Below are 23,792 nucleotides of genomic sequence, written 5' to 3'. Positions count from 1 at the left end.
TAACCTCGTAGGATGGCTAGGTCCCGCACGTCCCGACGAATGCTCCTCGCAACCGCCCTACTGGCACTGCCGCCGCTATGGGCGCTCTGGAGCTGGCAGCGGAGCGGCCCCTTGATGATGCCTGGCACGGTGCTCATCAAGAAGGGAGCCACGGTGGACCAGATCGCCGATCAGCTGGAACGGGAGGGCGTCATCCGCTCCGCGCCGCTGTTCAAGCTGTGGGCCCGGGCGCGGCGCCTGCAGCTCATCCGCGGCGAATACACATTCGATTCCCAGGCCAGCCTGTCGGAAGTGGCCAGCAAGCTGCGCCGCGGCGAGATCCATTTCACCAACATCGTCATCCCTTACGCGGCCCATGCTTGGACCGTGCAAGCGCGCTTGAAGGAATTCGTGCCCGAGGACGTGTTCTGGAAACTCTGGGCGAGTCCGAACCTGGCGGCCACCGCAGGTTTTCCGGAGGCCCTGAGCCTCGAAGGCCTGGTGGCGCCGGCGACCTACCGGGTCCATCACGCCATGGAACCCGAAGAGATCTTCCTGGCGATGGTGGAGGCCTTCCACCGGGGTGTCCGTCCCCATCTGGACGGCGGCGCCCTGCCGCCCTACGAAACGCTCATCCTGGCGAGCCTCGCGGAAAAGGAGACCAACATTCCGGAAGAGCTGCCCATTGTGGCGGGTGTCTACGCGCGCCGCCTGCGCATCGGCATGCGCCTCCAATGCGATCCCACCAGCCTCTACGCCCGGTGGCTCAGTGGCGATCTACGGTTCACGGCGCCCCTGCGCGAGGACATCGCGCGGCCCGGCAGCTTCAACACCTACAGCGTGGCCGGCCTTCCCCCGACGCCCATCGCGATCCCCAGCCCTGCCGCCATCGAGGCCGCGAAGCGGCCCGCGGACGGGGCGGCGCTGTATTTTGTGGCCACCGGGACGGGCGGACATCGGTTCGCGCGCACTTTGGGGGAGCACAATCGGAACGTGGCGCTGTACCGCGCCGAAATTTCTAGACAGAAGCGGGAGAAAGCATGAAGGCAAGACTTGTCCGCACAGCCCTGCTGCCGACCGTGGCGGTTCTCCTCCTCGTCGGATGCGATCGGCTCCCCTTCGGCACCCGGCCCATCGGCGAGGTGCGGAAAGAAGCCCCAAGCCTGGAAGGCAAATCCGTGAAGGTGAAAGGCCGGGTCATTGATTCCAACCAACTGCCCTTCGTGGGCACCCGGTTCTACAAGATCCAGGACAGCACCGGGGAACTTTGGGTCGCCACCAAGGATCCGCTGCCGGGGCTCGGTGAAACCCTGGTGGTGACGGGGGAGCTCCACAACGCGGCGGTCCTTGGGGGCGCCTCCATGGGCATCCAGATCCGCGAACGCGGCCGCTTGAAGGCGCGGCGCTGATGAAGGTCCGGCTGGATGTGCTGCTGGTCCAGCGCGGGCTGGTGGAAAGCCGCACCCTGGCCCAGGCCCGCATCCTGGCGGGGGACGTGCTGGTGGAGGACCGGCCCATCACCAAGGCGGGCACGGCGGTGGACGAGGCCGCAGCCATCCGTCTGAGGGGCGAAGCGCTGCCTTTTGTCAGCCGGGGGGGATTGAAGCTGGAAGGCGGCTTGAAAACCTTCGGCGTGGATCCACAGGATCGCATCTGCTTCGATGCGGGCGCTTCCACCGGAGGCTTCACGGACTGCCTGCTCCAGCGCGGCGCCAGGAAAGGTCTACGCCGTGGATGTGGGCACCAACCAGCTCCATTGGAAACTGCGGAGCGATGACCGCGTGGTCAGCATCGAGCAATGCAACCTGCGCAATTGGGACTCGGGCCGCATTCCTGATCGCTGTTCATTGCTGGTGGCGGATTTGAGTTTCATTTCTTTGCGCCTGACCATCCTTCCACTGCTGCCGAGCCTTACGGAAAACGCGGAAGCGATCCTTCTTGTAAAACCTCAATTCGAGGCCGGCCGCGGCGATGTGGGGGAAGGGGGCATCGTGCGGGATCCGGTCGTCCATGAGCGGGTCTGCAAGGAAATCTGGAGCTTTTTCGAAGTGTCCGAACTCGCGCCCCAGGGGCTCATGGAAAGTCCTGTGCGGGGCAGCGAAGGGAACAAGGAATACCTGCTCTATCTGCGGAGAAGCGCCGCGGCAGCGGCTTTTCCGATGACGCTCTGGATTCGGCTAGCTGACCAGACTCTCGTCCGAGGTCCCGATGACGCTGGACGTGTTGAGCACCAGCAGGGGAAAGGCGGCGACTTTGCTGCGGCCGCCGGGACCGCCGTGGGAGCCCACCTCGCAATCCCGCAGCACCACCCATTTGCCCTGGCCCAGGTAGTCGGAGACCCGGATGTCGGCTTCGATGGTCATGTTGCCGCTGACGCTGCCGCTGGCCATGAGGAAGGAGGTCTGGTGCGTCTCTGCATTGCCGGTGATGGTGGGCAGGCTCAGCAGATCCTCCTCGCAGTCCGGGATGACCATGATCGCGGAATCGCGGCGGAGGCCGAAGAAGGCGACCTCCCGCTTGAGATGGGGCAAGGTGACGTCCGTAAGCTTCAGGAGTTCGCCCATGCGGTTCAGGAAATCCAGGAAGCCATGCATCACCGGCACGTGGAACTGGCCGCGGATCCAGCCCGAGGATGTGAAGATCAAGGCGGGGATGTGGCGCAGGGGCGGATGGTATTTCTTGGCGCGGGGAGCCGTTTTTGGCGGAGCGGGCTGGCCAGCGGGGCGCGTGAGGATGGATCCAGGGATCATGGTCTGGGTCCGGCCCGGCGGCATGGCCTGCGTGCGGCCCGCCTGGGAGGCTGGAATGGGCGTGGCCGTGGTGGCGGCCCTGGGCGGCTGGGCCGTGGAGATGCGCTGGGAATCCTTCGCCTTGGGCAGCGGGGACTCGATGGTCTGGGCGGGGGAGACCTGCTGCTCCAGTCCGGTGGCCCCTTCCAGGATGGCCTCCCGGAGATCGGCGCCGCGCATGAGCGCGCCCCGGAGCATGGCGCCGGTGAGGTTCGCCCTTCCCAGGTTCGCCAGGCGGAAATCAACCACGGATAACTTGGCGCGCGTCAAGTCCGCACCGCGCAAGTCCGCCTCGGCGCAAATGGCGCGGGACAGGTCGGCTCCCCGCAGGTCCGCACGCTGGAGCCGCGCGCCGGTGAGGTTCGCCTCGGTCAGGTCCACCTTGCGCAGGATGGCGCCTTCCAGGTTGGCGCTCATGAGTTTGCAGCCTGAAAGCTCCGATTCGCTCAGGTCCGCCCGCGTGAGGTTGGCCTCGGTCATGCGGTTGCCGGTGAGCTTGGCGAACGAGAGGTTCGAGCCGGTGAAGTTGAGTCCCTGCAAATCGATGCCCCGCAGGTCCATGTTCTCGAAGTCCATGTGCTCGAAGGTCTTCTTCTTGTCCTTGAGCGCCTGGATGAAATCATCCCGTGTCAGGTCGGACATCTGGGCTCCTTGAGGTTGGATTGCGCGGGTGGGATTTCGGGTGGCGATGGAATAATACAACCCTTATCCAAAGAAACCAGGGATCTAGGCAGGGCATGGCCCGCGCTGATATGCTTTATGTGTTATCCCACCCAATCGCTCCAAGCCCCAATCGATCCCGTTCCACAGAGCACCGGATGTCCGCGATCCCCGAGTCCATCGGCAGATACAAGGTTCTAGAGCTGCTCGGCCAGGGTGCCATGGGCGCGGTCTACCTCGCGCTCGATCCGCTGCTGAAGCGGCGGCTGGCCATCAAAGTGGTGAAGGAGACCGGCGATCAGCAGCACGGCGCGCTGATCCGGTTCCAGCGGGAAGCCGAGATCTCCGCGCGGCTGAACGATCCCAACATCATCACCATCTTCGATGTCGGCGAGGATCCCGTCAGCGGACCTTTCCTGGCCATGGAATATGTGGAAGGGAAAAGCCTGGGTGCTCTCATCCGCGGCGATTCCCTGGATGCGGAGGAGGCAGTGCGCCTGCTCCTGCAATGCGCCAAGGCGCTGGTGGCTGCCGAAGGCGCAGGCGTGGTGCATCGGGACGTGAAGCCCGAGAACATTCTGGTGAGCCACGATAGCCGCCTGAAGCTCATGGATTTCGGCATTGCCAAGGGTGACGCATCCAAACTGACCACCGTCGGCATGATCGTGGGGACCCCGTCCTACACCGCCCCGGAACTGCTCAAAGGGGCCGAGGCCACGCCGGCTACCGATCGCTACGCGCTCGCGGTGACGGCCTTCGAGATGTTCTCCGGCGGACGCATGCCCCATCCGGGCGACACCCTGGGCGCTATCCTGTACCACATCGTCCATGAGCCGCCGGTGATTCCCGAAGGCATGGATCCGAAGCTTGCCAGGGTCCTGCGGCAGGCACTGGACCTCAACCCGGCCCTGCGTTACCCGGACACCCGGGGGTTCCTGGTGGATCTGGCCGCGGCGGCGCGGGTGGGACCCGCGCTCCAGGCTGAAATCTCCATGATCCCAGTGCCCACGCCCATCGCGCTCCAGGGGGATGAAAAATCCACGATGACGGTGGACCAGATATTCGCGGAAAACCCCTTTGACGACTCCCAGCCCTTCAATGCGCCCTTGAAACCCCGCCAGGAATCATCGGGCAAGCTGCTGATGCCGAAAGAACCCAGCAGCGGCATAGTGCAGGAAGATGTCCCCACCGAAGATGCTCTAGCCGCGATCGGCCAGACTGAGCGCCGCGCGGCGCCAGGAGAGCCCGAGGAATCCCATTCAACGATCATTCCGCCCCAGAGCCTTCTGAGGGCAGCCAGCGCTGCCAGGGAACCTGCCGACACTTCTGGGCCCCGGAAAGCGCCGCCGGCCCCGAGCTACCGTTACACCCCCCCAGAGCCTGTGGCGGAAACCTCCTCCGCTACCAAGGAGCTTCCTGCCTCCTTCACCAACTGGGCCCTGGCGGCTGGTTTGCTGATCTTGGCTTTGGGCGGGTGGGCCTGGCACAACGCCACAGCCACCCGATCCCTGCACATCGAATCCTTTCCTCCGGGGGCGGAAGCAAGAGTGGACGGGCGGCTCCTGCCGGGCCGCACGCCGCTCACCGCCGAAGTGAAAGCCAACGCCCAGGAACTGGTGCTGGATTTCCCTTTCCACAATCGCGAAACGGTGAAGCTCAACTCCAAGGACAACCCCGGCAAGGTGCCGCTCCAGCTCTGGAAGGACTACACCTACGTGCTCAGCGAACCCCTGAACGCCGAGGTCTACGTGGATGGCGCACCCAAAGGCCAGACGCCACTCTATGGCCTGGAATTGCCGGGACCTTCCCAGCGCCAGCAATTGGTGGTGAAGAAGGAGGGATACCGGCCCTGGTCCGGAGCCCTTGAGCATGGGCGGCCCTTGGCTTCGCCCATCCGCCTGACCCTGGAATCGGCCAGCGGGGATCCAGGCCACTGAACGCCGGATGGAGTCTATGGATGACCGGGACGCGCGATGAACCCCTCAGCAATGTAGTGGTGGCTGGTGGATCCGGGCTGGTGGGCACCCCGCTGGTCGCTGCGCTCGTGGGCCAAGGGGTTCAAGTCACGGTGCTGAGCAGGGATCCTTCGCGGCAGCTCCTCCCCCAAGGCGCCATGGTCCGCGGATATGACGAGCTTCCAGGCGTCCTGGATGGTTCCGATGCGGTCATCAACCTGGCGGGCGCGAGCATCGCAGGAAAGCGGTGGAATGAAACCTACAAGCGGGAATTGCTGGAAAGCCGCGTTGGCCTTACATCCAGACTGGTGGAGGCCATGTCTGCTTGCAGGATTAAACCCAGAGCGCTCGTGAACGCATCAGCCATCGGATTCTACGGTCCCCGCGGTGGAGAACCTGTGTCCGAGCAGGACGCCAGGGGGAAGGGATTCCTGGCTGACCTTTGCCTCGCGTGGGAAGAAGCGGCGGATAGAGCATTGAAACTTGGGGTCCGCGTGGTCAAAATCCGCAGCGGCGTGGTGCTCGCGAGAAGCGGGGGTGCCTTGGCGAAGCTGGTGCTGCCCATGAAGCTCTTCCAGGGCGCCAAGTTGGGCCATGGCCAGCAGGGCTTTTCCTGGAGCCACATCGACGACATGGTGGGGCTGTACCTTGAGGCCGCGGGAAATTCCGCCTGGAGCGGAGCCATCAATGGCACCGCCCCGCGCCCCCTGACCAACGAGACCTTCACCCGCCTGCTCGGGAGGCAACTGCATCGCCCGATTATGCCTATCCCATCCGTCCTGACTGAGTTAGGCATCAAAATTCTACTTGGTGAAATGGCCTCGGAAGTCCTTGAAGGCGCCTTTGTCTACCCTTTACGCGCCCAGCGGATGGGCTACGTTTTCAAATTCGAAAAGGCAGAGGACGCGCTGGCCGATCTGCTGGGCTGAAACGGGACGGCGAGGGAACCGCGACCCCCATTCATCCTGCCTATTCCAGGACCTCCAGGCGCTCGATCTTCGCGCCCAATTCCAGATCATCGAGGATCTTCAGGGCGCGGTCCGGATCCTCCACCTCTCCCATGCGCGTGTACTTCCCGGTCAAATGAGGCGTGGCGTTGGTGGTGATGAAGAACTGCGAACCGCCGGTGTCCTTGCCCGAGAGCGCCATGCCCACGCTGCCGGGGCCGTACCAGTCCAGGCTGTTCTCGCAGCGCACGGAATAGCCCGGGCCGCCGTCCATGGTGTCGTAGGGCGAGCCCATCTGCACCACGAAGTCCGGCACCACCCGCGGCACCAGCCGGCCGTTGAAGAAGCCCTTGCGCGCCAGCGTCGCGAGGTTCGCGACATTGATGGGCGCTACGGTGGGATCCAGGCGCAAGGTCACACGGCGCTTGCCGGAAAAGGTGATGCGAAGGCGCAGCGGCCTTCCGGATGAGGCCAGGCGCGCCGCTTCTTTGAGAAGTATTCTTTCGCGCTCGTTTGGCTCGGACGTGGTGGGCCAAGGCGTTGTGGGGTCGAGCTTCACGAGCTGCTGGTAGGCCAGATAGCGGCACGCCCAATCCGGGTGCTGCAGCCAAGGCTTCAGCAATTCGATCTGTTTTTCGTTGGCCAGCTTCCATCGCGAATAACTCTCGATGAGCGTTTGCTGGGGTTCCAGATCGCGGTCTTTCCAGGCGAGCTGAGTCAGGGTGTCGAGATCAGCGGGGGCTTCGGGGAGATCTTCGATGGCAGCGGAACGGGCGATGGGGTCGGAGCCCCTGAGCAGCTGTTCCCGGATGGCGTTCGCAGACTCCGAACCACTTGCCCGCAATGCAGCGAGCCCGGCTCCATGCAGCAGCCCTGGAAGCTTAGTGTCGCTCTTGAAGGCGAGGGCCTGGCGGACCTCTTCTCGAATGGGTGGGTCGGTCGCGCTGCCAAGTTTCTTCGCAGCCAGCGGGAGGATGCGCGGATTCGCGATGGAAAGGCAGAGGAATGCCCCCGGCGCGAGGGAAGGCGGAAGGGGTTCCGGGAGTCCTTCCAGAAGCCGCTGAGTCAGTCCTTCGGTGCATCGGAGGAGATTCTGGGGACGCAATGGAAGCAGGCCCAGGGCCCTCCACGCCGCGCTGAATTCTGGTTGTTCCAATCCTTTGGCGGGAGCATCAAGATTTCCGGTCCAGACCTGGAATAACTTCGAATGCGACGCTTGCCGGGAAGCCAGGGAGCCGCGATTCCAAGCATCCAGCATCGCCAGGGTTGCGCCTGGCGTGGCCTCTACCAGCGGAAGCAGTTCGTTTTCCTTGCCCGACATCACCAGACGCAGGCGCGCAGCCTGGGTTCGGACGGGCGATGCCTTGCCCGCTTTTCCCAACGCGTTCAAGAATCTCCCCAGAATTTCCGACACCTCGCCACCCTGCAGACGTGCCGTGGCGATATTCGCGTCCAGGTAGAGGTGCTTGGGCCAGGTCATGGCATCTTCGGGCTTCAGGCCGTCCAAGGCAGTCAATGCCTTGGTGCTTTTCAATCGATTCAGGAAGTGCAGGGCCGTGAACCGCTCCCGGGGCGTCCTGGCTTCCTTGGCCTTGGCTTCCCAGATTTCGACCGTCGGGTTCTCCAGCTCAGGGGGCAGCAGCTTGGGCATGCCCGGCGCGCCGATGCGCCGCAGGGTCAGCTCGTAGCGCTCGCGGTCGACCCGGGGCAGCGCGCCTATTTCGAGGTTCGGCGCGGCTCGCTGCCACTCGGCCTGGATGGACTCGCGGATGGTGAAATGCGGTGCTGTGGCCTTCGGCTTTGGCACGGGTTGGCCCGAGATTACCCCCGATGCCAGGGCCATGGGCAGCCAACGCTTGAAGGGTGGATAGCGAAGCATCAATGGGTCCTCGGAAAGTTGTTCAAGTTAAGGGGCAGCGCCCATTCGGCCGCCACCCTGTCGGCCCTCAGAGGCTGGTGCTTTCCTTGGGTCCCGCAGCCATGAATGTCCGGATGGGGGCAGTCTGCCCGGTCCGGACATCCACCGCGGGCAAGTGTTCGATGGCCTTGACGCGGTCCGATCCGGAAATGTAGGACATCTTCCCTTCGGGGTTTCTTGATTCGCGCACGCACAGGTCGCGCCAGGCCTGCTCCGAGGTCAGGGAGGGAAGGCGGCCCCGCACGTCATTCCGGACGAAGAAGGCGTTCACCCCCGTGGAGGTCGAGCCCACGCAGGAATAGCCTTTCTTCTGGGCGAGGGTGATCAGCGCCCCCAAGGATGCCCCAAAGTACAGGTGGCTATGATGTTCCTTCGCACGCTGGAAGTCGGGCTGGTAGGGGACCGTGATGGTGGCGGAAGGTCCGAACAGGCTGTTGTATTCGGCGATCACAATCCTGGGGGAATAGGCTGAAAAGGCTTTCCAGACCCAATAGTCGACCCCATCCAGGTCGATGCTGAGGATGTCCAGTTCCGGCTCGACGATGGAGGGTCGGACCAGGCCGTTGATGTTCTCCGCAGTGATGAAGACGCTTTTCGCTTGGATATGGCGCCGCCAGGCCAGTCCCGTGGCCTGGATCAGGGCTTCCAGGTCCGGCCTTCCATCCATGACCAGGCCGCGCCAGGGGGACCGTTCGATGAGGAAGCGGAGATTCGCTTCGGAAAAATCCTCCACCCCGAATTCCACGAAAGTACGGTTGGGGCAAGGCACGTGGGCAAGCAGGAACTGAATGATCCCGTCCTCCCCCCACTGGCTGTAGACCGAAAACTCGGCCTCTTCGAGGGGAGTGGAAGGGGGAAGGGTACGTATCTGACGAACCAGCGGTTCCGCCAGGAGATTCCGGACTTTCTCTGGACCCAGCTTGGAATTGAGGTTCTGGACTTGTTTGGTAAGACGCGCCGTGGGTCTGAAGAAATACCGCAGGCGCCGCTCCAGGCCCTTCAAGCCCCAGGCTGGACCGCTCACCGATACCCTCCCGGCGTCGCCCCGCCATGCCCGGCGTTCTTCAGCAGCAGTTCCTTTTCCGCGATGCGCAGATCGGAATCCACCATCATGCCGGCCAGCATCTTGACATCGGTCTTGGGCTCCCAGCCCAGCAGTTTCCTGGCTTTCGAGGGGTCGCCTTCGAGATGGTCCACCTCCGCAGGACGGAAATAGCGCGGGTCCACTTCCACGTATTTCTGCCAGTCCAGATCCAGTTTTTCAAAGACGAGGTCCAGGAAGGCCCGGATGGAAATGGATGAGCCGGTGGCCACCGCGTAGTCATCGGCCTGGTCCTGCTGCAGCATGCGCCACATGGCCTCCACGTAGTCCCCGGCGAAGCCCCAGTCGCGCTTCGCGTCGAGGTTCCCGAGGAAGAGTTTTTCCTGCAATCCAAGCTTGATGCGCGTGGCGGCGCGGGTGATTTTTCGGGTGACGAAAGTCTCGCCGCGGCGCGGGCTTTCGTGGTTGAACAGGATGCCGTTGCACGCGAACAGCCCGTAGCTTTCGCGGTGGTTGATGACCTGGTAGTGGGCGTAGACCTTGGCGCAGGCGTAGGGGCTGCGCGGCTCGAAGCGCGTGCCCTCGTGCTGGCGCGGCTTGGCGGAGCCGAACATCTCGGAGCTGCTGGCCTGGTAGAAGCGGATCTGCTTTTGGTTGTGCTTCTGGTAGTTGCGGATGGATTCCAGCAGCCGGACCACGCCCACGGCCACCACGTCGACGGTGTATTCGGGCTGGTCGAAGCTCACGCGCACGTGGCTCTGGGCGCCCAGGTTGTAGATTTCGTCCGGCTGGACCTCGTCCAGCACATTGCGCAGGGCCCCGGCGTCCGAAAGATCCCCGTAGTGGAGGAAGAAGCTCGGATCGGGATGCTCGCCTACATGCAGATGGTCGATGCGATCTGTGTTGAAGAGCGAGGCCCGCCGGACAATTCCATGCACCTGGTAGCCCTTCGAGAGCAGCAATTCCGCCAGGTAGCTTCCATCCTGTCCTGTGATGCCGGTGACGAGGGCGACCTTTTTATCGTTCATGGCTGACCTTCCATAGGAATCGTTTGCATCGTCTCCAACATCGCCTGCAGGCTTTGTTCAAGGCTGAGTTCAGGCTTCCACCCGGAGTCAGCCACCAGGCGTTCCGGCGAGCCCACCAGGAAGGGTATGTCATCGGATGAATTGGGCTTGCCGTCGAAGCGGACCTCGCGTTCGGAACCCAGCAGCCGGAGCACCAGAGCCACCAGTTCGCCGATGCTCCTGCCCTTGCCCGTGCAGACATTGAACGCGCGGTGCTCAGGGGATTCCAGTTCGAGGATGGCCAGGTAGGCCGCAGCCACATCCCGCACATCGATGAAGTCCCGGACGCTGTTCATGCCCTGCATCCGCACCGGCCCGGACTCGTCCTTGGCGGTCTTCAGGCGGCGGAGCAGGGAAGGGACCACCAGCTCCGGCCGCTGGTGGGGGCCCAGGTGGTTGAAGGGGCGCGCGATGCGGATGTCGAGGCGCTGGGCGTAATGGGGCGCGAGTTGTTCGACGAGGTGCTTGCTCAGGCCGTAGCGGCCCTGGGGAACAATGGGGCCATCCTCGGATCTGGGTTGATCCGACGGGGCATAGACGTGGCAACTGGAAACCAGCAGGATGCGGGCTTCCTGGATGTGTTCCAGGAGATTCAAGGTCATGGCGACGTTCTGCACCACCGGGGCCGTGGTGGTGAAGAGGCTCGGGACTGAGGCCCCGGCCAGGTGGATCACGCCATGCCATCGCCTGGGCACCGTGGCCAGCGAGGCTGGATCAGCAAGGTCCGCGTAAATCCGCTCGACCATCGGCGGAAGCTCGATGCCCAGGGATCCGCGTTGCAGCGCGGCGACCTGGAAACCCCGCGCCACCAGCAACCGGGCCATGTGCTGGCCCACGAAGCCGGAAGCGCCAGTGAGGAGGATGCGACGGATCATGAGGAGGAACCTAGTGTGACGTTGAACGACCATCCTGGCAGGGACCGGCCCTTCCGGGAAAACCCAAATGAACCGGCCGCCTCGCCCGTCCGCGGGAATGGAATCCGCGAGGGCTTGTGTACACTGGATTCCAATGACTCCTGAACCCCGAAACCACCAGCGCCCATGAAGCTCGGCCTCTTCCATCCAGCCTTCAAGACCCTGGGCGGGGCCGAAATCCTGGCGGCTTCCCACGGCCGCTTCCTCTTGGAAGAGGGCCATGAACTGAGCATCATCACCTTCGGATATGACCCCGACCGCTGGGGGGACCGCCTGGCTGGGATGGACCTGCGCCTGGTCCCCAAACGCCATTGGCGGGACGCATTCCTCTTCTGGGATCGCCTAAGAAAACAACGGGCAAGGGGCCTGAGGGCCGAGCCGCAATTGAAGGGGTTCGACGCCGTGATCGCCTACAACTGGCCCTGCAGCACGATGCTCGGGGCCTCCGCGACCGGCGCTCGGAAAATCTGGCATTGCAACGAACCGCCCCGAGGCCTCCACCCAAGAGCCGCCAATCCGACCCTCGTGGCCAAGTTGCAGGAGGGGGAGCGGGATGCCGATGCGCTCAAGGCCTTTGCAAGACGGCTTGCGGCGAGCGATCGAAAGGTGGCCGGGAACGGAACCTACCGCTCGCTGCGCGAAGCGGATCTGAAAGCCATCGATGGGCTCGACGAACTCTGGGCCCTGAGCGAATTTTCCGCCGCCAACCTTTGCGCGGCCTATGGGCCCAGAAAGGTGGAAGTCATCTACCCCATGGTGCGCTTTCCCGAAGGCGTCGCCAAGCAGCGGGGCCTGGATCGATCCGGCCTCCAGGTGCTCGTCCACTCCAGGCTGGAGGTGCTCAAGAATGTGGACACGGTGCTGAAGGGCTTCGCGCAATTCAGGACGAAAGCGGACCCTTCCGCGCGGCTGCATGTGGTGGGCGAAGGAGAGAGCAGGCCCCGCCTGGAGTCCCTTTCCCGGGAGCTGGGTCTGGAGCGTTCGGTGGTATTCCACGGTTTCCTGCCGGATGAGGGCCTGCGGGAGGTCTACGACGCCTGCGATGTCTTTGCGCTCCTCACCTTGGACGAGCCGTTCGGCATGGTTTATCCCGAGGCCGCAGCCAAGGGCCTGCTGCTCATCGGCCCTGACCATGGCGGGCCTTTCGAGATCCTCGAAGGGGGGCGGATCGGGTGGTGCGTGGATGCCTTCGATCCATCGGCCCTGTGCGGTGCGCTGGAGGAAATCCGGTCGCTTCCGGATGCGGAGGTGATGCGCCGGCGCGCGGAGGCGGACCGCGCCTGCCGCATGAGGTTCGGCCGCACGGCCATCGGGGCGAGGCTGCTGCAATTGTTGCGGGCCTGATGGCCGCATCGGCCCGGTTTACGGCCGGAAGGTTTCCAGGCACACGAGCAGCAAGCCTGAGAGACCAAGCCTGAGAGACTGGGTAGCATTGGGAATGCTTTTCGATTCCCCGTCCACCTTCGGCCGCTCGTTCAGGATTCTGAGCTTTGGCGAAAGCCACGGCCCAGCGGTGGGCGTGGTCCTGGATGGCGTGAAACCCGGGCTGCCCTTCGATCTGGACGCGATCCAGAAGGAGATGGACCGGCGGCGGCCCGGCCAGTCGGACCTGGTGACGCCGCGCAGCGAGGGCGACCGGGTGCAGGTCCTTTCCGGCGTGTTCGAAGGCAGGACCACAGGCCATCCCATCGCGCTGGTGGTGTTCAACGAGAACCAGAAAAGCTCCGATTACAAGGCCATCGCGGAGCTGTTCCGCCCAGGCCACGCGGACCTCACCTTCGACCGGAAGTACGGCATCCGGGATCCCCGGGGCGGCGGTCGCAGCAGCGGGCGGGAAACCCTCGCGCGGGTAGCGGCGGGCGCCTGGGCCAAGCAGCAATTGGGGACTCTCGGCATCACCATCCGCGGATTCAATCGCGAAATCGCGGGCATTGAGGGCAAACGCATCGACTGGGCATTCGTGGAGGAGAATCCGCTGCGCGTGGCGGACCCGGACCTTTTCGAGGCGCAAAAATCGGCTGTTGAAGCCGCCCGCCGCGAAGGCGACAGCGTGGGCGGGGTGGTGGAGGTCTGGATCGAGGGCCTGCCCATCGGCCTGGGCGATCCCACCTTCGCCAAGCTCGACGGCCTCCTGGCCTACGCCATGATGAGCATCGGCGCCGTGAAAGGCGTGGAGATCGGCGGCGGCTTCGGATCCGCCCGAAAACGCGGCAGCGCGAACAACGATCCACTGACCCCCGGAGGTCCCGAGAAGAATGACGCCGGCGGAACCCTGGGCGGCATCAGCACCGGCGCGCCCGTGGTGGTCAGGCTCGCGGTGAAGCCGACCAGTTCCATCAGCCAGGCTCAGAGGACCATCACCAGGGATGGCGAAGCCGCCGAGATTTCGACCAGGGGGCGCCATGACCCCTGCATCGCGCCGCGCATCGTGCCGGTGGCCGAGAGCATGGCCGCCCTCGTGATTTATGACACATATCTCACCCAGCAGGAACTCCGGCAAGGATCGCTGGAGGTGGCCGCAGAGTGGGACTGGGAGGCGGTCGAGAGGTTGCTGGGCGCCTGATCCGCCGCCCCTGGCGTCACGCGTTAGGGCGTGACGGCCTGATGGAATTAAGGGAAGATGATGGGTGGTTCCTGTGCCGCTGAGACGCCCGCGGGGCTTGGATATCATGAGTGGATTGAAAGGGGTGACCTGGGCATGACTACACCAACTGCGATCGTCGGGACTCGGGGTTCGCTGCTCGCGGTGGCCCAGGCCGAATTCCTTGTGAAGCACCTGGAGTCCAAGGGCTTCCGGGTCGACTGGAAACGCTACACGACCTCGGGCGACCAGTGGCTGAGCGGACCCCTGGATGAATCCAGAGGTTCCGGGTTCTTCACCAAGGAATTGGAAGACGCCCTGGCGGACAACACCGTGGATCTGCTCATCCACAGCCTGAAGGATGTCTCCCTGGAACGGCCCCGGGGCGTCCAGATCGCCTGCATCCCAGCCCGCGAGGATTGCGGCGATTGGCTGGTGATGCGCAAGGACTCGCCCAAGGACTGTCTGATCGGCACCAGCTCCGTGCGGCGGGAGCGGATGCTCCAAAGCGCCTTCCCCGATGCCAGGTTCACATGGATCCGCGGCAATGTGCCCACGCGGGTCCAGCGCGTGCGCGACGGCGAGCTGCGGGGCGAGCCGCTGCACGGAACCGTGCTCGCGGCTGCGGGCCTGCGGCGCCTCGACCTCGATCTCTCGGATCTGGAGGTCCGGGCCCTGACCCCCGAGGAATTGCTCCCGGCGCCGGGGCAGGGGGCTCTGCTGGCTGAAACACGCAGCGACCGCGCCGACCTCATCGAGGCCCTTGTGGATCTGCACGATCCCCTGACGGCCCGCTGCGTGAAACTTGAACGCGCGCTTCTGGCTGGGGTTGGCGGCGGCTGCCAGCAGCCCCTGGGCGCCCTGGCCCAGCGGCAGGAAGATGGCCGCATCCGGCTCCGCGGGGCCTTCGCGGCGGACTCCGGCATCCAACGGGGCGAAGCCATCGGCGAGGACGACGCCCAACTGGTTTCAAGCGTTCTCAATCAGATGGGGCTCGCGTGAAACTGGCTCTGGCGCGTCCCCTGGACCATCCCCTCTGCCGCGCCGTGGCCGAAGCGGGCTGGGAGCCGGTGCCCTACTACATCACGGTCCAGGAATTCACCCACGCCACGCCGCCCATGGCGCTCGAAGCGGTTTCAGCCCTGCTGGTGCTGAGCCCTGCGGCGGCCCAGGCGGTCAAAGTCTGGGTGGCCAGGTCCATGGACGTGGTGGTGCAGGGTGAAGGCACCGAACAGACCCTGGGGCTTGAATCCGTCGATTCCAAACATCTCCGCCGTCCCCGGCAGGCCACGGCCGAGAGTTTATGGGACATGCTTCAACAGGCCTATCCCGACGGGGGCGAGTTCGTCCTGGCCCGGGGCGAACGCAGCCGCCAATACATCGAGGCGGTCGCCAAGGGAACCGCCTGGCGCATCCATCCCTGGATCACCCACCGGGAAGTCCCCACCAAACCCGAACCCACACTGCCCGGGGTGGATGCGGTCCTGGCCTTGAGTCCGCTGCAGGCCGAATATCTGGCGGGCATTCCCGGCGATCTGCTGCGCTTCGCCTGGGGGGAGCGCGCCGCCAACGCCTTCAAAGCCTCCGGCGCGGAGGTCCACGGAGTCTGCGAACCCAGAAAAGATGCGCTGATCCACTTGCTCCGCACCTTCGCGCCGACGCAGGAAGTGATCGAGGGATGAGGACGATGGGTCCAAGGCCGGATAGTCAAAAAGTCAAAAAGTCAAAAAGTCGAAGAGTCGAAGAGTCGAAGAGTCAACAAGTCGGGAGGCCGCCAGAACTATTTTTTCAACTTTTTAACTTTTCGACTCTCAACTCTCGACTCTGGACTTCGAACATAGGGATGAGCCATGACCAATGACGACCTTTTCAAAGAAGCTCTGACCCACTTCCCCGGCGGCGTCAGCAGCCCGGTGCGGGCCTTCCGCGCGGTGGGCGGCACGCCGAAGTTCTTCAAGCGCGCCTGGGAATGCTGGTTCGAGGACGAGGACGGCAGGACCTTCCTCGACCTGTGCATGTCCTGGGGCCCGCTGATCCTCGGCCACGCGAATCCTGACGTGATCGACGCGGTATCCGAATCCATGAAGGAGGGCCTGACCTTCGGCGCGCCCACGCGGCGGGAATTGGCGCTGGCCCGGCGCATCAAGGAGATGGTGCCATTCATCGAGAAGCTGCGCTTCGTCAGCAGCGGCACCGAAGCGGTGATGAGCGCCCTCCGGACCGCGCGGGGCTTCACCAAGCGCGACCGCATCCTGAAATTCGACGGCTGCTACCACGGCCACAGCGACGGGATGCTCGTGAAGGCCGGCTCGGGTCTGGTGACCTTCGGAGAGCCTTCCTCCGCAGGGGTTCCCGCAGCCATCGGCGAATTGACCTCGGTGCTGCCACTGGACGATTTCGGCGCCTTGACCCGCTATTTCGACGAGCACGGCATGAACACCGCGTGCGTCATCATCGAGCCCGTCCCGGCCAACAACGGGCTGCTGCTCCAGCAACTGGATTTCTTGAAGACCCTCCGGGAACTCTGCACCCGGCACGGCGCGCTGCTCATCTTCGACGAAGTCATCAGCGGCTTCCGGGTGGGGCCGAGCGGAGCGGCGGGGCTCTACAACGTGCAGCCGGACCTCGTGACCTACGGAAAGATCATCGGGGGCGGCATGCCGGTGGGCTGCTATGGGGGGCGCAAGGACATCATGGCCGTGGTGGCGCCGGACGGTCCCGTCTACCAGGCGGGCACGCTGTCGGGCAATCCCGTGGCCATGGCCGCCGGGCTGGCCACCCTCGAAAGGCTGACGCCCGCCGTGTATGCGGATCTCGATCACCGCGCCAATCTCTGGTCCAAGGCGTTCGAGCGGATCCCAGGGCTGCACTGCCCGCACATCGGAAGCCTCCTCTGGCCTGTCTTCCAGGGCGGGGTAAAACGGGCGGACCGCATCGAAACCAACTCCATCACCCAATTCAACCGCCTCCACGGGCTCATGCTGGGCCAGGGAGTCTACCTCGCCCCCAGCGGCTATGAAGTCGCCTTCCTGAGCGCGGCCCATGGAACCGAGGCCCTGGCGAAATTCGAACAGGCCGTGGCCGCCGTGGCTCCGGACTTCCAAGCATGAGCGCCCCACGTAAATCTACCGGAGGCAGGAGCCTTCGCATGGAGCCCAGATGACCCGACCCCTCCTCCGCGTCCTCCAGGGCGAAACCCTCGATAAACCCCCGGTCTGGTTCATGCGCCAGGCCGGGCGATTCCTGCCGGAGTACCGGGTCCTGAGGGCCAAGGCGAGTTTCGAGGAACTCATGTACGACAGCGACCTGGCGGCCGAGGTCACCCTGATGCCCATCCGCCGATTCCCAGGAATCGACGGAGCCATCATCTTCAGCGATATCCTGGTGATCCTGGAGGCGCTGGGCTGCGGCGTGACGATCCCGGAGGGCGGCCCGCGGCTCGCGCGCACGCTCGACGAGATTGATCCTGACGTGGAACTTAACGAGAAAATTTTTGAACCTGTCCAGGCCGCCATCAAGAAAACCAAGGCCGCGCTGCCGGAGCATGTCACGATGCTCGGATTCGCCGGAGCGCCCTGGACCCTGCTGGCCTACGGCCTCGAAGGCAAGGGGAGCAAGACCTGGGCCCGCGCCAAGGCCTTCCTGCACCAGGAGCCCGTGAAAGCGAAGAAGTGGATGGACCGCCTCGCGGATGTCTCGGCCCGCCTGCTGAATCTTCACATCGGCGCGGGCGCCCAAGGCGTGCAGCTCTTCGACACCTGGGCCGGGGAGCTGGATCCCGCGGACACCCGGGAATTTTCGCTTCCGGCCGTGAAGCGGACGCTGGAGCAGGTGACCGCGGCCCCGGTCCTGTTCTTCGCCCGGAGCGGCTACCAGCCCCAAGAACTCGCGGACCTGCCGTGCGCCGGGCTGGCGATTCCCTGGCAGGTGCCAATGGCTGAAGCGCGGCAGCGGTTTTCCGCCACCAAGGTGCTGCAGGGCAATATGGATCCAGCCGCCCTGCTGGCGGGCAAGGAAACCGCGGTGAAAAAGGCCCGGGCCATCGTGGACTGCATGAAGGGCGCACCCCACATCTTCAACCTGGGACATGGCCTGGTGCCGGAAACGGATCCCGACGTGCTGCAAGCCGTGATCGAAGAGGTGAAGAAATGAAATTGGAGCTACGAATTCTGTCAACCGCGAAAGACGCGAAAATACGCGAAAACAAAACCAGGTTCTATAATTTGGCGTCCTTTCGCGCCTTTCGCGGTTAATAAACATGCTTAACCTATCTGAACTCATCCAGCGCTACGACCGCCCAGGGCCCCGGTACACGGGCTATCCCATGCCTCCGGTGTGGCAGGACGACTTTCCAGAGACCGAGGTGGTGGAGGCCTTGGGCCGGGCCAATGCCAGCGCAGAGCCCCTGTCGCTCTACGCGCACCTTCCGTTCTGCAGCCGGCGCTGCGCCTACTGCGGATGCAACGTGGTCATCAGCCCGAAATACGATCCGGTGGGCGCCTTCCTTGCCACCCTGGACCGCGAGGCGGAGCTCTGGGCCAGCCACCTTCCGGACCGCCGGGGCGTGATCCAGATGCATTGGGGAGGGGGAACGCCCACCTACCTGAATGTTCCGGATCTTCAACGGGTGTTCGATCTGATAACGACCCGTTTTCCTCTGTTGCCCGGCGCGGAAGTCTCATTGGAAGCTGACCCGACCTTCCTTCGGGAGGATCAATTGCCGGCGCTCCGGAAGATGGGCTTCAACCGCGTCTCCTTCGGCGTGCAGGACCTCGACGAGAATGTGCAGGAACTGATCACGCGGGGGCAGACCTGGGATCAGACCCTAGCCGCAGTGCGGCAGGCGCGATCGGAAGGCTTCGACGGCGTCAACCTGGACCTGGTCTATGGGCTGCCGGGCCAGACCATGGAAACTTTCCGGAGGACCCTCGAGGAGACTCTGAAATTGAGCCCGGACCGCTTGGCGGTCTACGGCTTCGCCTACCTGCCTTCCATGATGCCCTTCCAGCGGAGCATCCCCTCAGAAACCCTACCCACAGCGGATCTGCGTCTCGATTTACTGTTGCTTGCCTCAGAATTGCTTGAAAAAGCTGGTTATTTGACCGTGGGGATGGATCATTTCGCCCATCCGGACGACCCGCTTGCCAAAGCCATCCATGATGGCCGCCTCACCCGCAATTTCATGGGCTACGCGGTCCAGGGCGGCTCGGACATGGTGAGCCTCGGCCCCAGCGCCATCAGCCAGATCGGGGGCGTCTACCACCAGAACGACAAGATCCTCTCCCGGTGGGAGCACGCGGTGGATGCCGGCCGCTTCGCCGTCCACAAGGGGCATCATTGCTCCGAGGAGGACGAGCTCCGACGCTGGGCCATCCATCAGATCATGGGCCGCTTCGAGCTGCGCTGGGACGACATGCAGCGCCGCTTCGGCGTGGGGCCGGACCATTTCGCCGATGCCCTCGCGCAGCTCCAGGAGGAAGTCCCCTTCGGCATCGTGGAACTGCGGGACGAAGGCGTGTTCGTCACCGAACTGGGCCGCCGTTTCGTGCGCAACCTGGCCATGCCCTTCGACGCCTACCTGGCGAAGATGGCGGCCACCACGAAGTTCTCCAGGACCGTTTGATGGACTTCCTCTCCCAACTCCGGGCCGACGCCGAAGCTGCCATGGCCGGCCCGAAGGTGGATACGGCGGTCCTGCTGTTGAATCTGGGCGGCCCCGTCAATCTGGGCCAGGTGCAATCCTTCCTCTACAACCTTTTCAGCGACCGGGAGCTCATCAAGCTGCCTGGGCCCGCTTGGTTCCAGCCCACGTACGCCAAGGCCATCGCCAGGTTCCGGCGCAAGGGCACCGCGGCGAAATACGCAGAGATCGGCGGGGGGTCGCCGCTGCTCCGGCAGTCGGCGGAGCAGGCGTCGGCCCTGCGCAGGAATCTCCGCGAAGCCGGACGCCAGGAGCCCGTGAAGCTGCTCTTCCGGTACACCCAGCCACGCGCGCAAGGCCTGCTCAAAGCCCTGAAACAGCGGGGAATCACCAAGTTGCTGCCCGTGACCCTGTACCCCCACGACTGCATCGCGACCACCGGCTCGAGCATCCGAGAACTCGAGCGAGAAGCCGCCCAGATGGGCATGTCGGTCCTCGAAGGGGTGCGCGCCTATTCCACGGACCCCGACTACCTGGACGCCATGGAAGCTCCGCTCCGAGAAGCGCTCGATGAGCTGCCCTACGCGACCGTGATCTTCAGCGCCCACTCGCTGCCCATGAGCCAGATCGAGGCCGGCGATCCATACGAGGAGGAGATCAAGGCCACCGTGGAGGCGCTCAGGGCCCGCATCGGCGACATTCCCGGCGGTTCCACGCTGGCCTACCAGAGCCGGGTGGGCCCTATCCGGTGGTTGACCCCGGCCCTGAAGAAAGTGTTGGGTGAGTTCGGCGGACGGGATGTCATCGTCCTGCCCCTCAGCTTCGTCAGCGAACACATCGAGACCCTCCACGAACTGGACATCGAGTACGCCGCGTTGGCCAAGAAAGCCGGCATCCGCACCTACCGGCGGCTGCCCGCGCCGGGCGTGAATCCAAGCTACATCCGCTGCCTGACGCGGCTGACGCTGGAAGCGCTATCCCCAGGAGCCAGGACATGACGACACTCATCCTCGGCGGCGGCGTCAGCGGCCTCGTGACGGCCTGGCATCTGCAGAAACGCGGCGAGGCCGTGGAAGTCTGGGAAGCCCAGGAGACCATCGGCGGGTGGGTCCGCACGCTGCCATGGCCGGACGCGGACGGGCGGCCCGGCCATGTCGAGCGGGGACCGCAGGGCGTGCTCGTGGCGCCGGGCTCCGCGGCGGACCGCTTGTTCAAGGAACTGGAGCTGGAAGTGCGGAGTCCCGGCCACGGAGCCCGCTGGGTGGGAATGGGCGGATCGCTGATTCCGGTTCCGGCCGCGCCCGTGGCCCTGCTGTTTTCCAGGCTGATGAGCGTCACGGCCAAGCTGCGGATGATGATGGAGCCCTTCGTTCCGGTCCGTTCCCTAGAGCCGGAGGAGAATTTGTCAGCCTTCGTCGCGCGGCGCCTGGGGCGCGGGGTGGCTGAAAACCTGCTGCCCGCGATGGTGGCGGGAGTGCTCGCGGCCCCGGCGGAATCCCTTTCGGTGGAGGCCCTTCCCAAGCTGCTTCAGTGGGAAGCCAAAGGTTCCCTCTTCAAAGGCATGAGAAGCGGAGGCAGCAGCTCGCTGATGGTGCCGAAGGGCGGCATGGGGATGCTGCCGAAGCGGCTGGCCGAGCGGCTTTCCGGGGTGCGGACCGGACTGCGGGCCGAAGGCCTGGAGCGGCTGGAATCAGGACGCTGGCGGGTCTGGGGAGCCGGGGAACTGCGGGAAGCGGACCGCGTGCTGCTGGCCCTTCCGGCCTATGAGGCTTCAGTGCTCCTGGGGCCCATCGCGCCGCAGAGCGCCGAAGCCCTGGCGGCGATCCCCTACACTTCGGTGCGGCTGCGCCATAGCCGCCATGCGCGCCTGGCGCCGCTGGATGATTCCTTCGGATTCCTGGTGCACCCGCCTGAGGGCCACGGTTTTCTGGGCGCCTTGGTGCCTTCGTGGATTGATCCCGACAGCGCGCCCCCGGACCTCATGCAGTTGAGAGCCTTCCTGGGCGGCGCCTTTGAAATGGATCCCTCGCTTTCGGAATCCGGCGGTGTGCAGAAGGTCCTCCGATCCTGGGTGCCCCGACTTGGGGAGCCTCTCCAGGTCCGGGAGGAACTTGCGGACCGCGCCATCCCAAGGCCGGAAATGGGCCATCGCAGCCGAGTGAAGGCCGCGCTGGCCGGGCTTCCGGCAGGCATCGACTGGATCAGCAACGCGCGCTTCGGCCCAGGCGTGCGGGACGTGGTCGAAGGCGTGGAAGCCTGGGTCGAGCGCAAAGAGGAAAACTGAGGATCGCGGGGCCTTGGCGGCCCTAGTTCTTCATCCCAAGCGTTTTGCGGGCGGTGTCGCGGAATTTCGAGGCGTGTTCCAGCGCCTCCTTGGCCATGGCCGGGGTCGCGCTCTCTTCGGGCTCCAGGATGATCCGGTTGATGGCGCTGAGCTTGCTCAGGTGCGAACGGTGGGACTCCCAGCTAGGTTCGATGTCAGCGCACAGGTAGAGCAGCACAGCCAGGTGGGAGGTGGTGGGGAAGTTGATCTCGCCCTCCTGCAACCGCGCCATCAGGTAGTTCTCGACGCAGAGGTGGGCATGCAGGCAGACCGCATCGGGGTTGCCGCCCTTTTTCACCGCCAATTCGCGCTTGGCCGTTTCCAGGTGGGCTTCGGCCTTCGCGATCCACCGGGCGCTCAGTTCCTTCATGCGGGCCTCCTCAACGGCGGTGTTCCACCATACGCCCAATCAGCCGAATCCTAGGAGCCGTTTTGAAATAATCAGCGCATTTCTGATTATTTTATAAGGCCCCTTATGCGGTGCCGCAACATTCATAGCTGAGGCGGAATTCCGCAAAGGCGTTCCACAGCTTCATCCGCGCCGATGGCTGCCAGGGCGCCCAGGCGCGGGTCCAGCAGATGCGAGCCTTTGACATTGCCCATGGCCTTGAGCATCGAACTCTTGATCCGGGGAATGCTGGCTTCCAATTGCCGGATCAGTTCCTTGGCTTGTTTACGGCTGCTCTCCGCGACGCTGCATGCGCACAGGGGACATCCGCAGGGCACGATGGGGTAGCCTTTGAGCCACGTGAAGCGGCGCAGGTCGGCTTCCTCGCAGGTGGCGAGGGGGCGGATCACCGTGTTGGCGCCGTCGTCGCTCCTGAGGCGGACGGGCATCGTCGCCAGTCTTCCCCCAAAGAACAGGTTCAGCAGCAGGGTCTCCAGCAGGTCATCGAGGTGGTGCCCCAGGGCGATCTTCGTGAACCCGTGCTGCTTAGCGTAGGAGTAGAGGACCCCTCTCCGGAGCCGGGAGCAGATGATGCAGGGGGTTTCTTCGGGCCGCTGCCGGACGAGCGCGTCGATGGGGGCGCCCAGCACCTCGTGGGGGATTCCGCGCTGCTCGCAGACCTCGGCGATGCGGTCCGGATCGAACTTGGGGAAGCCCGGATCCACGGTGATGCCATGCACCTGGAATTTCACGGGGGCGCGTTTTTGAAGCGAGGTGAGGACGTCCAGGAGGGCCCAGGAATCCTTGCCCCCGCTCAGCCCCACCAGGATCCTGTCTCCGTCCTCGATGAGCCCGTAGGTCTGGATCGCTTCGCCCACTCTGCGCAGGATCCGCTTCTCCAGTTTGGGAAGCGAAGCAAGATCCGCTTCGCATGGAGGGTCGAGCAAGGCTGGCAGAGCGCAGGGATTGGCCACGCTCAGGCCATCAATGCGGCGCAGCCCTTTTGCTTGCCATTCATCATCGAGACCTGGGCCTCGCGGACATATTCCGGGCAGGTGCAGACGGGGCAGGTGTTGCTCTGGGTTTCGGTGCAGAGGTCGGCGATATTCACTTTCTCAAGGAAGGTCGTGATGTGCTCTTCCAGATGGCGCCAGAGCAGTTCGCTCATGCGTTCGTCCTCCAGGAGGATCTGGCGGCCCTGCTCCGGATCGTTTTTCGCCACGGCGTAGAGGCTGGCATCCGTCAGGCGCAGGATCTCGCCCACGCTCACATGGCTGCACGGCCTCGTGAGCACGTAGCCGCCCTTGGGCCCGCGCACGCTCTTCACGACGCCGGCTTTTTTCAACTTGTGGAAGATCTGCTCCAGGAAGGGAAGCGAAAGGCTCTGACGTTCGGCGATCTGGTGCAGCGGCACGGGCTCTCCGTGGCTGTGGTGGGCCAGATCGAAGAGGGCCTGCATGGAGTAGCGGCCGCGGGCGGAGATTTTCACCTGAAAACTTCCTTTCTTCCTCTTCTGAATATAGGATTCCTGACTGTTTTCGTCAATTTATTAAAAACCAATTGGGGCGCGGATTTGACGGGCCGTATG

Annotated in this window: 20 protein-coding genes and 1 pseudogene; 14 read left to right on the top strand and 7 right to left on the bottom strand. The window is 64.4% G+C overall.

All coding sequences use genetic code 11. The features are described 5' to 3' along the window. The first annotated feature begins 39 nt into the window (after positions 1-39). From mltG to IPQ13_02235, 5 genes and pseudogenes are all read left to right on the top strand, one after another. On the top strand, positions 40-1,023 hold the full coding sequence (mltG, locus tag IPQ13_02255) for an endolytic transglycosylase MltG (protein MBL0209724.1): 984 nt from the start codon (positions 40-42) through the stop codon (positions 1,021-1,023). Next, entirely contained in the window at positions 1,020-1,388 is a 369-nt protein-coding gene (locus tag IPQ13_02250) for a hypothetical protein (protein MBL0209723.1), read from the top strand. Before mltG ends, IPQ13_02250 begins: the two co-directional genes overlap by 4 nt. Continuing rightward, positions 1,385-3,023: pseudogene (locus IPQ13_02245) on the top strand (TlyA family RNA methyltransferase). The gene IPQ13_02250 and the pseudogene IPQ13_02245 overlap by 4 nt, the downstream one beginning before the upstream one ends. Before the next feature lie 563 nt (positions 3,024-3,586). Further along, positions 3,587-5,365: a protein kinase gene (locus tag IPQ13_02240; protein ID MBL0209722.1), complete on the top strand. Its 1,779-nt coding sequence runs from the start codon at positions 3,587-3,589 to the stop codon at positions 5,363-5,365. A 20-nt stretch (positions 5,366-5,385) separates the two neighbouring features. Next, entirely contained in the window at positions 5,386-6,312 is a 927-nt protein-coding gene (locus tag IPQ13_02235) for a TIGR01777 family protein (protein ID MBL0209721.1), read from the top strand. 40 nt (positions 6,313-6,352) lie between these two features. Here IPQ13_02235 and IPQ13_02230 read toward each other — a convergent pair whose 3' ends face one another. From IPQ13_02230 to IPQ13_02215, 4 genes are all read right to left on the bottom strand, one after another. Further along, positions 6,353-8,209, bottom strand: a complete 1,857-nt coding sequence (locus tag IPQ13_02230; GenBank protein ID MBL0209720.1) for a peptidylprolyl isomerase — start codon at positions 8,207-8,209, stop codon at positions 6,353-6,355. 67 nt (positions 8,210-8,276) lie between these two features. Next, positions 8,277-9,272, bottom strand: coding sequence for a hypothetical protein (locus IPQ13_02225; protein MBL0209719.1), 996 nt, complete (start codon positions 9,270-9,272; stop codon positions 8,277-8,279). Then, complete coding sequence (gmd, locus tag IPQ13_02220; GenBank protein MBL0209718.1) at positions 9,269-10,318, bottom strand: GDP-mannose 4,6-dehydratase; 1,050 nt, start codon at positions 10,316-10,318, stop codon at positions 9,269-9,271. The genes IPQ13_02225 and gmd overlap by 4 nt, the downstream gene beginning before the upstream one ends. Beyond that, positions 10,315-11,232 carry an NAD-dependent epimerase/dehydratase family protein gene (locus IPQ13_02215; GenBank protein MBL0209717.1) on the bottom strand — a complete coding sequence of 306 codons (918 nt, stop codon included), beginning with the start codon at positions 11,230-11,232 and terminating at the stop codon, positions 10,315-10,317. Before IPQ13_02215 ends, gmd begins: the two co-directional genes overlap by 4 nt. Positions 11,233-11,397: 165 nt before the next feature. Between IPQ13_02215 and IPQ13_02210 the strand changes: the two genes are divergently transcribed. The 9 genes from IPQ13_02210 (at position 11,398) to hemG (ending at position 21,777) form a co-directional block, all read left to right on the top strand. Beyond that, on the top strand, positions 11,398-12,615 hold the full coding sequence (locus IPQ13_02210; GenBank protein MBL0209716.1) for a glycosyltransferase family 4 protein: 1,218 nt from the start codon (positions 11,398-11,400) through the stop codon (positions 12,613-12,615). Positions 12,616-12,709: 94 nt separating this feature from the next. Next, positions 12,710-13,834, top strand: coding sequence for a chorismate synthase (aroC, locus tag IPQ13_02205; GenBank protein MBL0209715.1), 1,125 nt, complete (start codon positions 12,710-12,712; stop codon positions 13,832-13,834). A 135-nt stretch (positions 13,835-13,969) separates the two neighbouring features. Beyond that, on the top strand, positions 13,970-14,854 hold the full coding sequence (gene hemC, locus IPQ13_02200; GenBank protein ID MBL0209714.1) for a hydroxymethylbilane synthase: 885 nt from the start codon (positions 13,970-13,972) through the stop codon (positions 14,852-14,854). Then, a complete protein-coding gene (locus tag IPQ13_02195) occupies positions 14,851-15,534 on the top strand; it encodes a hypothetical protein (protein ID MBL0209713.1) in 684 nt (227 codons plus the stop codon). Before hemC ends, IPQ13_02195 begins: the two co-directional genes overlap by 4 nt. Before the next feature lie 168 nt (positions 15,535-15,702). Further along, the gene (locus IPQ13_02190) at positions 15,703-16,962 is read left to right on the top strand and encodes a glutamate-1-semialdehyde 2,1-aminomutase (protein ID MBL0209712.1); all 1,260 of its coding nucleotides are present in this window, start codon (positions 15,703-15,705) and stop codon (positions 16,960-16,962) included. 49 nt (positions 16,963-17,011) lie between these two features. Then, on the top strand, positions 17,012-18,004 hold the full coding sequence (locus tag IPQ13_02185) for a uroporphyrinogen decarboxylase (protein MBL0209711.1): 993 nt from the start codon (positions 17,012-17,014) through the stop codon (positions 18,002-18,004). Between the two features lie 106 nt (positions 18,005-18,110). Continuing rightward, positions 18,111-19,475, top strand: coding sequence for an oxygen-independent coproporphyrinogen III oxidase (gene hemN / locus IPQ13_02180; GenBank protein MBL0209710.1), 1,365 nt, complete (start codon positions 18,111-18,113; stop codon positions 19,473-19,475). After that, positions 19,475-20,491 carry a ferrochelatase gene (hemH, locus tag IPQ13_02175; GenBank protein ID MBL0209709.1) on the top strand — a complete coding sequence of 339 codons (1,017 nt, stop codon included), beginning with the start codon at positions 19,475-19,477 and terminating at the stop codon, positions 20,489-20,491. The genes hemN and hemH overlap by 1 nt, the downstream gene beginning before the upstream one ends. Then, positions 20,488-21,777 carry a protoporphyrinogen oxidase gene (gene hemG, locus IPQ13_02170; GenBank protein MBL0209708.1) on the top strand — a complete coding sequence of 430 codons (1,290 nt, stop codon included), beginning with the start codon at positions 20,488-20,490 and terminating at the stop codon, positions 21,775-21,777. The genes hemH and hemG overlap by 4 nt, the downstream gene beginning before the upstream one ends. A 22-nt stretch (positions 21,778-21,799) precedes the next feature. On the opposite strand, the gene IPQ13_02165 is transcribed toward hemG, so the two are convergent. The 3 genes from IPQ13_02165 to IPQ13_02155 form a co-directional block, all read right to left on the bottom strand. After that, positions 21,800-22,186 (bottom strand): HEPN domain-containing protein, encoded by a 387-nt coding sequence (locus IPQ13_02165; protein MBL0209707.1) that lies wholly within the window; start codon positions 22,184-22,186, stop codon positions 21,800-21,802. A gap of 122 nt (positions 22,187-22,308) precedes the next feature. Next, positions 22,309-23,178 (bottom strand): tRNA 2-thiocytidine(32) synthetase TtcA, encoded by an 870-nt coding sequence (gene ttcA / locus IPQ13_02160; GenBank protein ID MBL0209706.1) that lies wholly within the window; start codon positions 23,176-23,178, stop codon positions 22,309-22,311. Between the two features lie 2 nt (positions 23,179-23,180). Further along, a complete protein-coding gene (locus IPQ13_02155) occupies positions 23,181-23,693 on the bottom strand; it encodes an Rrf2 family transcriptional regulator (protein ID MBL0209705.1) in 513 nt (170 codons plus the stop codon). Positions 23,694-23,792: the final 99 nt, after the last annotated feature.

Source organism: Holophagaceae bacterium, from assembly GCA_016720465.1.
Classification (GTDB): domain Bacteria; phylum Acidobacteriota; class Holophagae; order Holophagales; family Holophagaceae; genus JANXPB01.
The sequence above is the reverse complement of the archived record's forward strand: the minus strand, read 5'-3'. Positions and strand labels throughout refer to the sequence as shown.

Excerpts from the sequence above, each read along its gene's own strand:
- IPQ13_02185 (MBL0209711.1), top strand. The coding sequence starts at position 17,012 with ATGACCCGACCCCTCCTCCGCGTCCTCCAGGGCGAAACCCTCGATAAA.
- IPQ13_02250 (MBL0209723.1), top strand. The coding sequence starts at position 1,020 with ATGAAGGCAAGACTTGTCCGCACAGCCCTGCTGCCGACCGTGGCGGTT.
- hemG (MBL0209708.1), top strand. The coding sequence starts at position 20,488 with ATGACGACACTCATCCTCGGCGGCGGCGTCAGCGGCCTCGTGACGGCC.
- IPQ13_02165 (MBL0209707.1), bottom strand. The coding sequence starts at position 22,186 with ATGAAGGAACTGAGCGCCCGGTGGATCGCGAAGGCCGAAGCCCACCTG.
- aroC (MBL0209715.1), top strand. The coding sequence starts at position 12,710 with ATGCTTTTCGATTCCCCGTCCACCTTCGGCCGCTCGTTCAGGATTCTG.
- mltG (MBL0209724.1), top strand. The coding sequence starts at position 40 with ATGCTCCTCGCAACCGCCCTACTGGCACTGCCGCCGCTATGGGCGCTC.
- hemC (MBL0209714.1), top strand. The coding sequence starts at position 13,970 with ATGACTACACCAACTGCGATCGTCGGGACTCGGGGTTCGCTGCTCGCG.
- IPQ13_02240 (MBL0209722.1), top strand. The coding sequence starts at position 3,587 with ATGTCCGCGATCCCCGAGTCCATCGGCAGATACAAGGTTCTAGAGCTG.
- hemH (MBL0209709.1), top strand. The coding sequence starts at position 19,475 with ATGGACTTCCTCTCCCAACTCCGGGCCGACGCCGAAGCTGCCATGGCC.
- IPQ13_02235 (MBL0209721.1), top strand. The coding sequence starts at position 5,386 with ATGACCGGGACGCGCGATGAACCCCTCAGCAATGTAGTGGTGGCTGGT.
- gmd (MBL0209718.1), bottom strand. The coding sequence starts at position 10,318 with ATGAACGATAAAAAGGTCGCCCTCGTCACCGGCATCACAGGACAGGAT.
- IPQ13_02215 (MBL0209717.1), bottom strand. The coding sequence starts at position 11,232 with ATGATCCGTCGCATCCTCCTCACTGGCGCTTCCGGCTTCGTGGGCCAG.
- IPQ13_02190 (MBL0209712.1), top strand. The coding sequence starts at position 15,703 with ATGACCAATGACGACCTTTTCAAAGAAGCTCTGACCCACTTCCCCGGC.
- IPQ13_02210 (MBL0209716.1), top strand. The coding sequence starts at position 11,398 with ATGAAGCTCGGCCTCTTCCATCCAGCCTTCAAGACCCTGGGCGGGGCC.
- IPQ13_02230 (MBL0209720.1), bottom strand. The coding sequence starts at position 8,209 with ATGCTTCGCTATCCACCCTTCAAGCGTTGGCTGCCCATGGCCCTGGCA.
- hemN (MBL0209710.1), top strand. The coding sequence starts at position 18,111 with ATGCTTAACCTATCTGAACTCATCCAGCGCTACGACCGCCCAGGGCCC.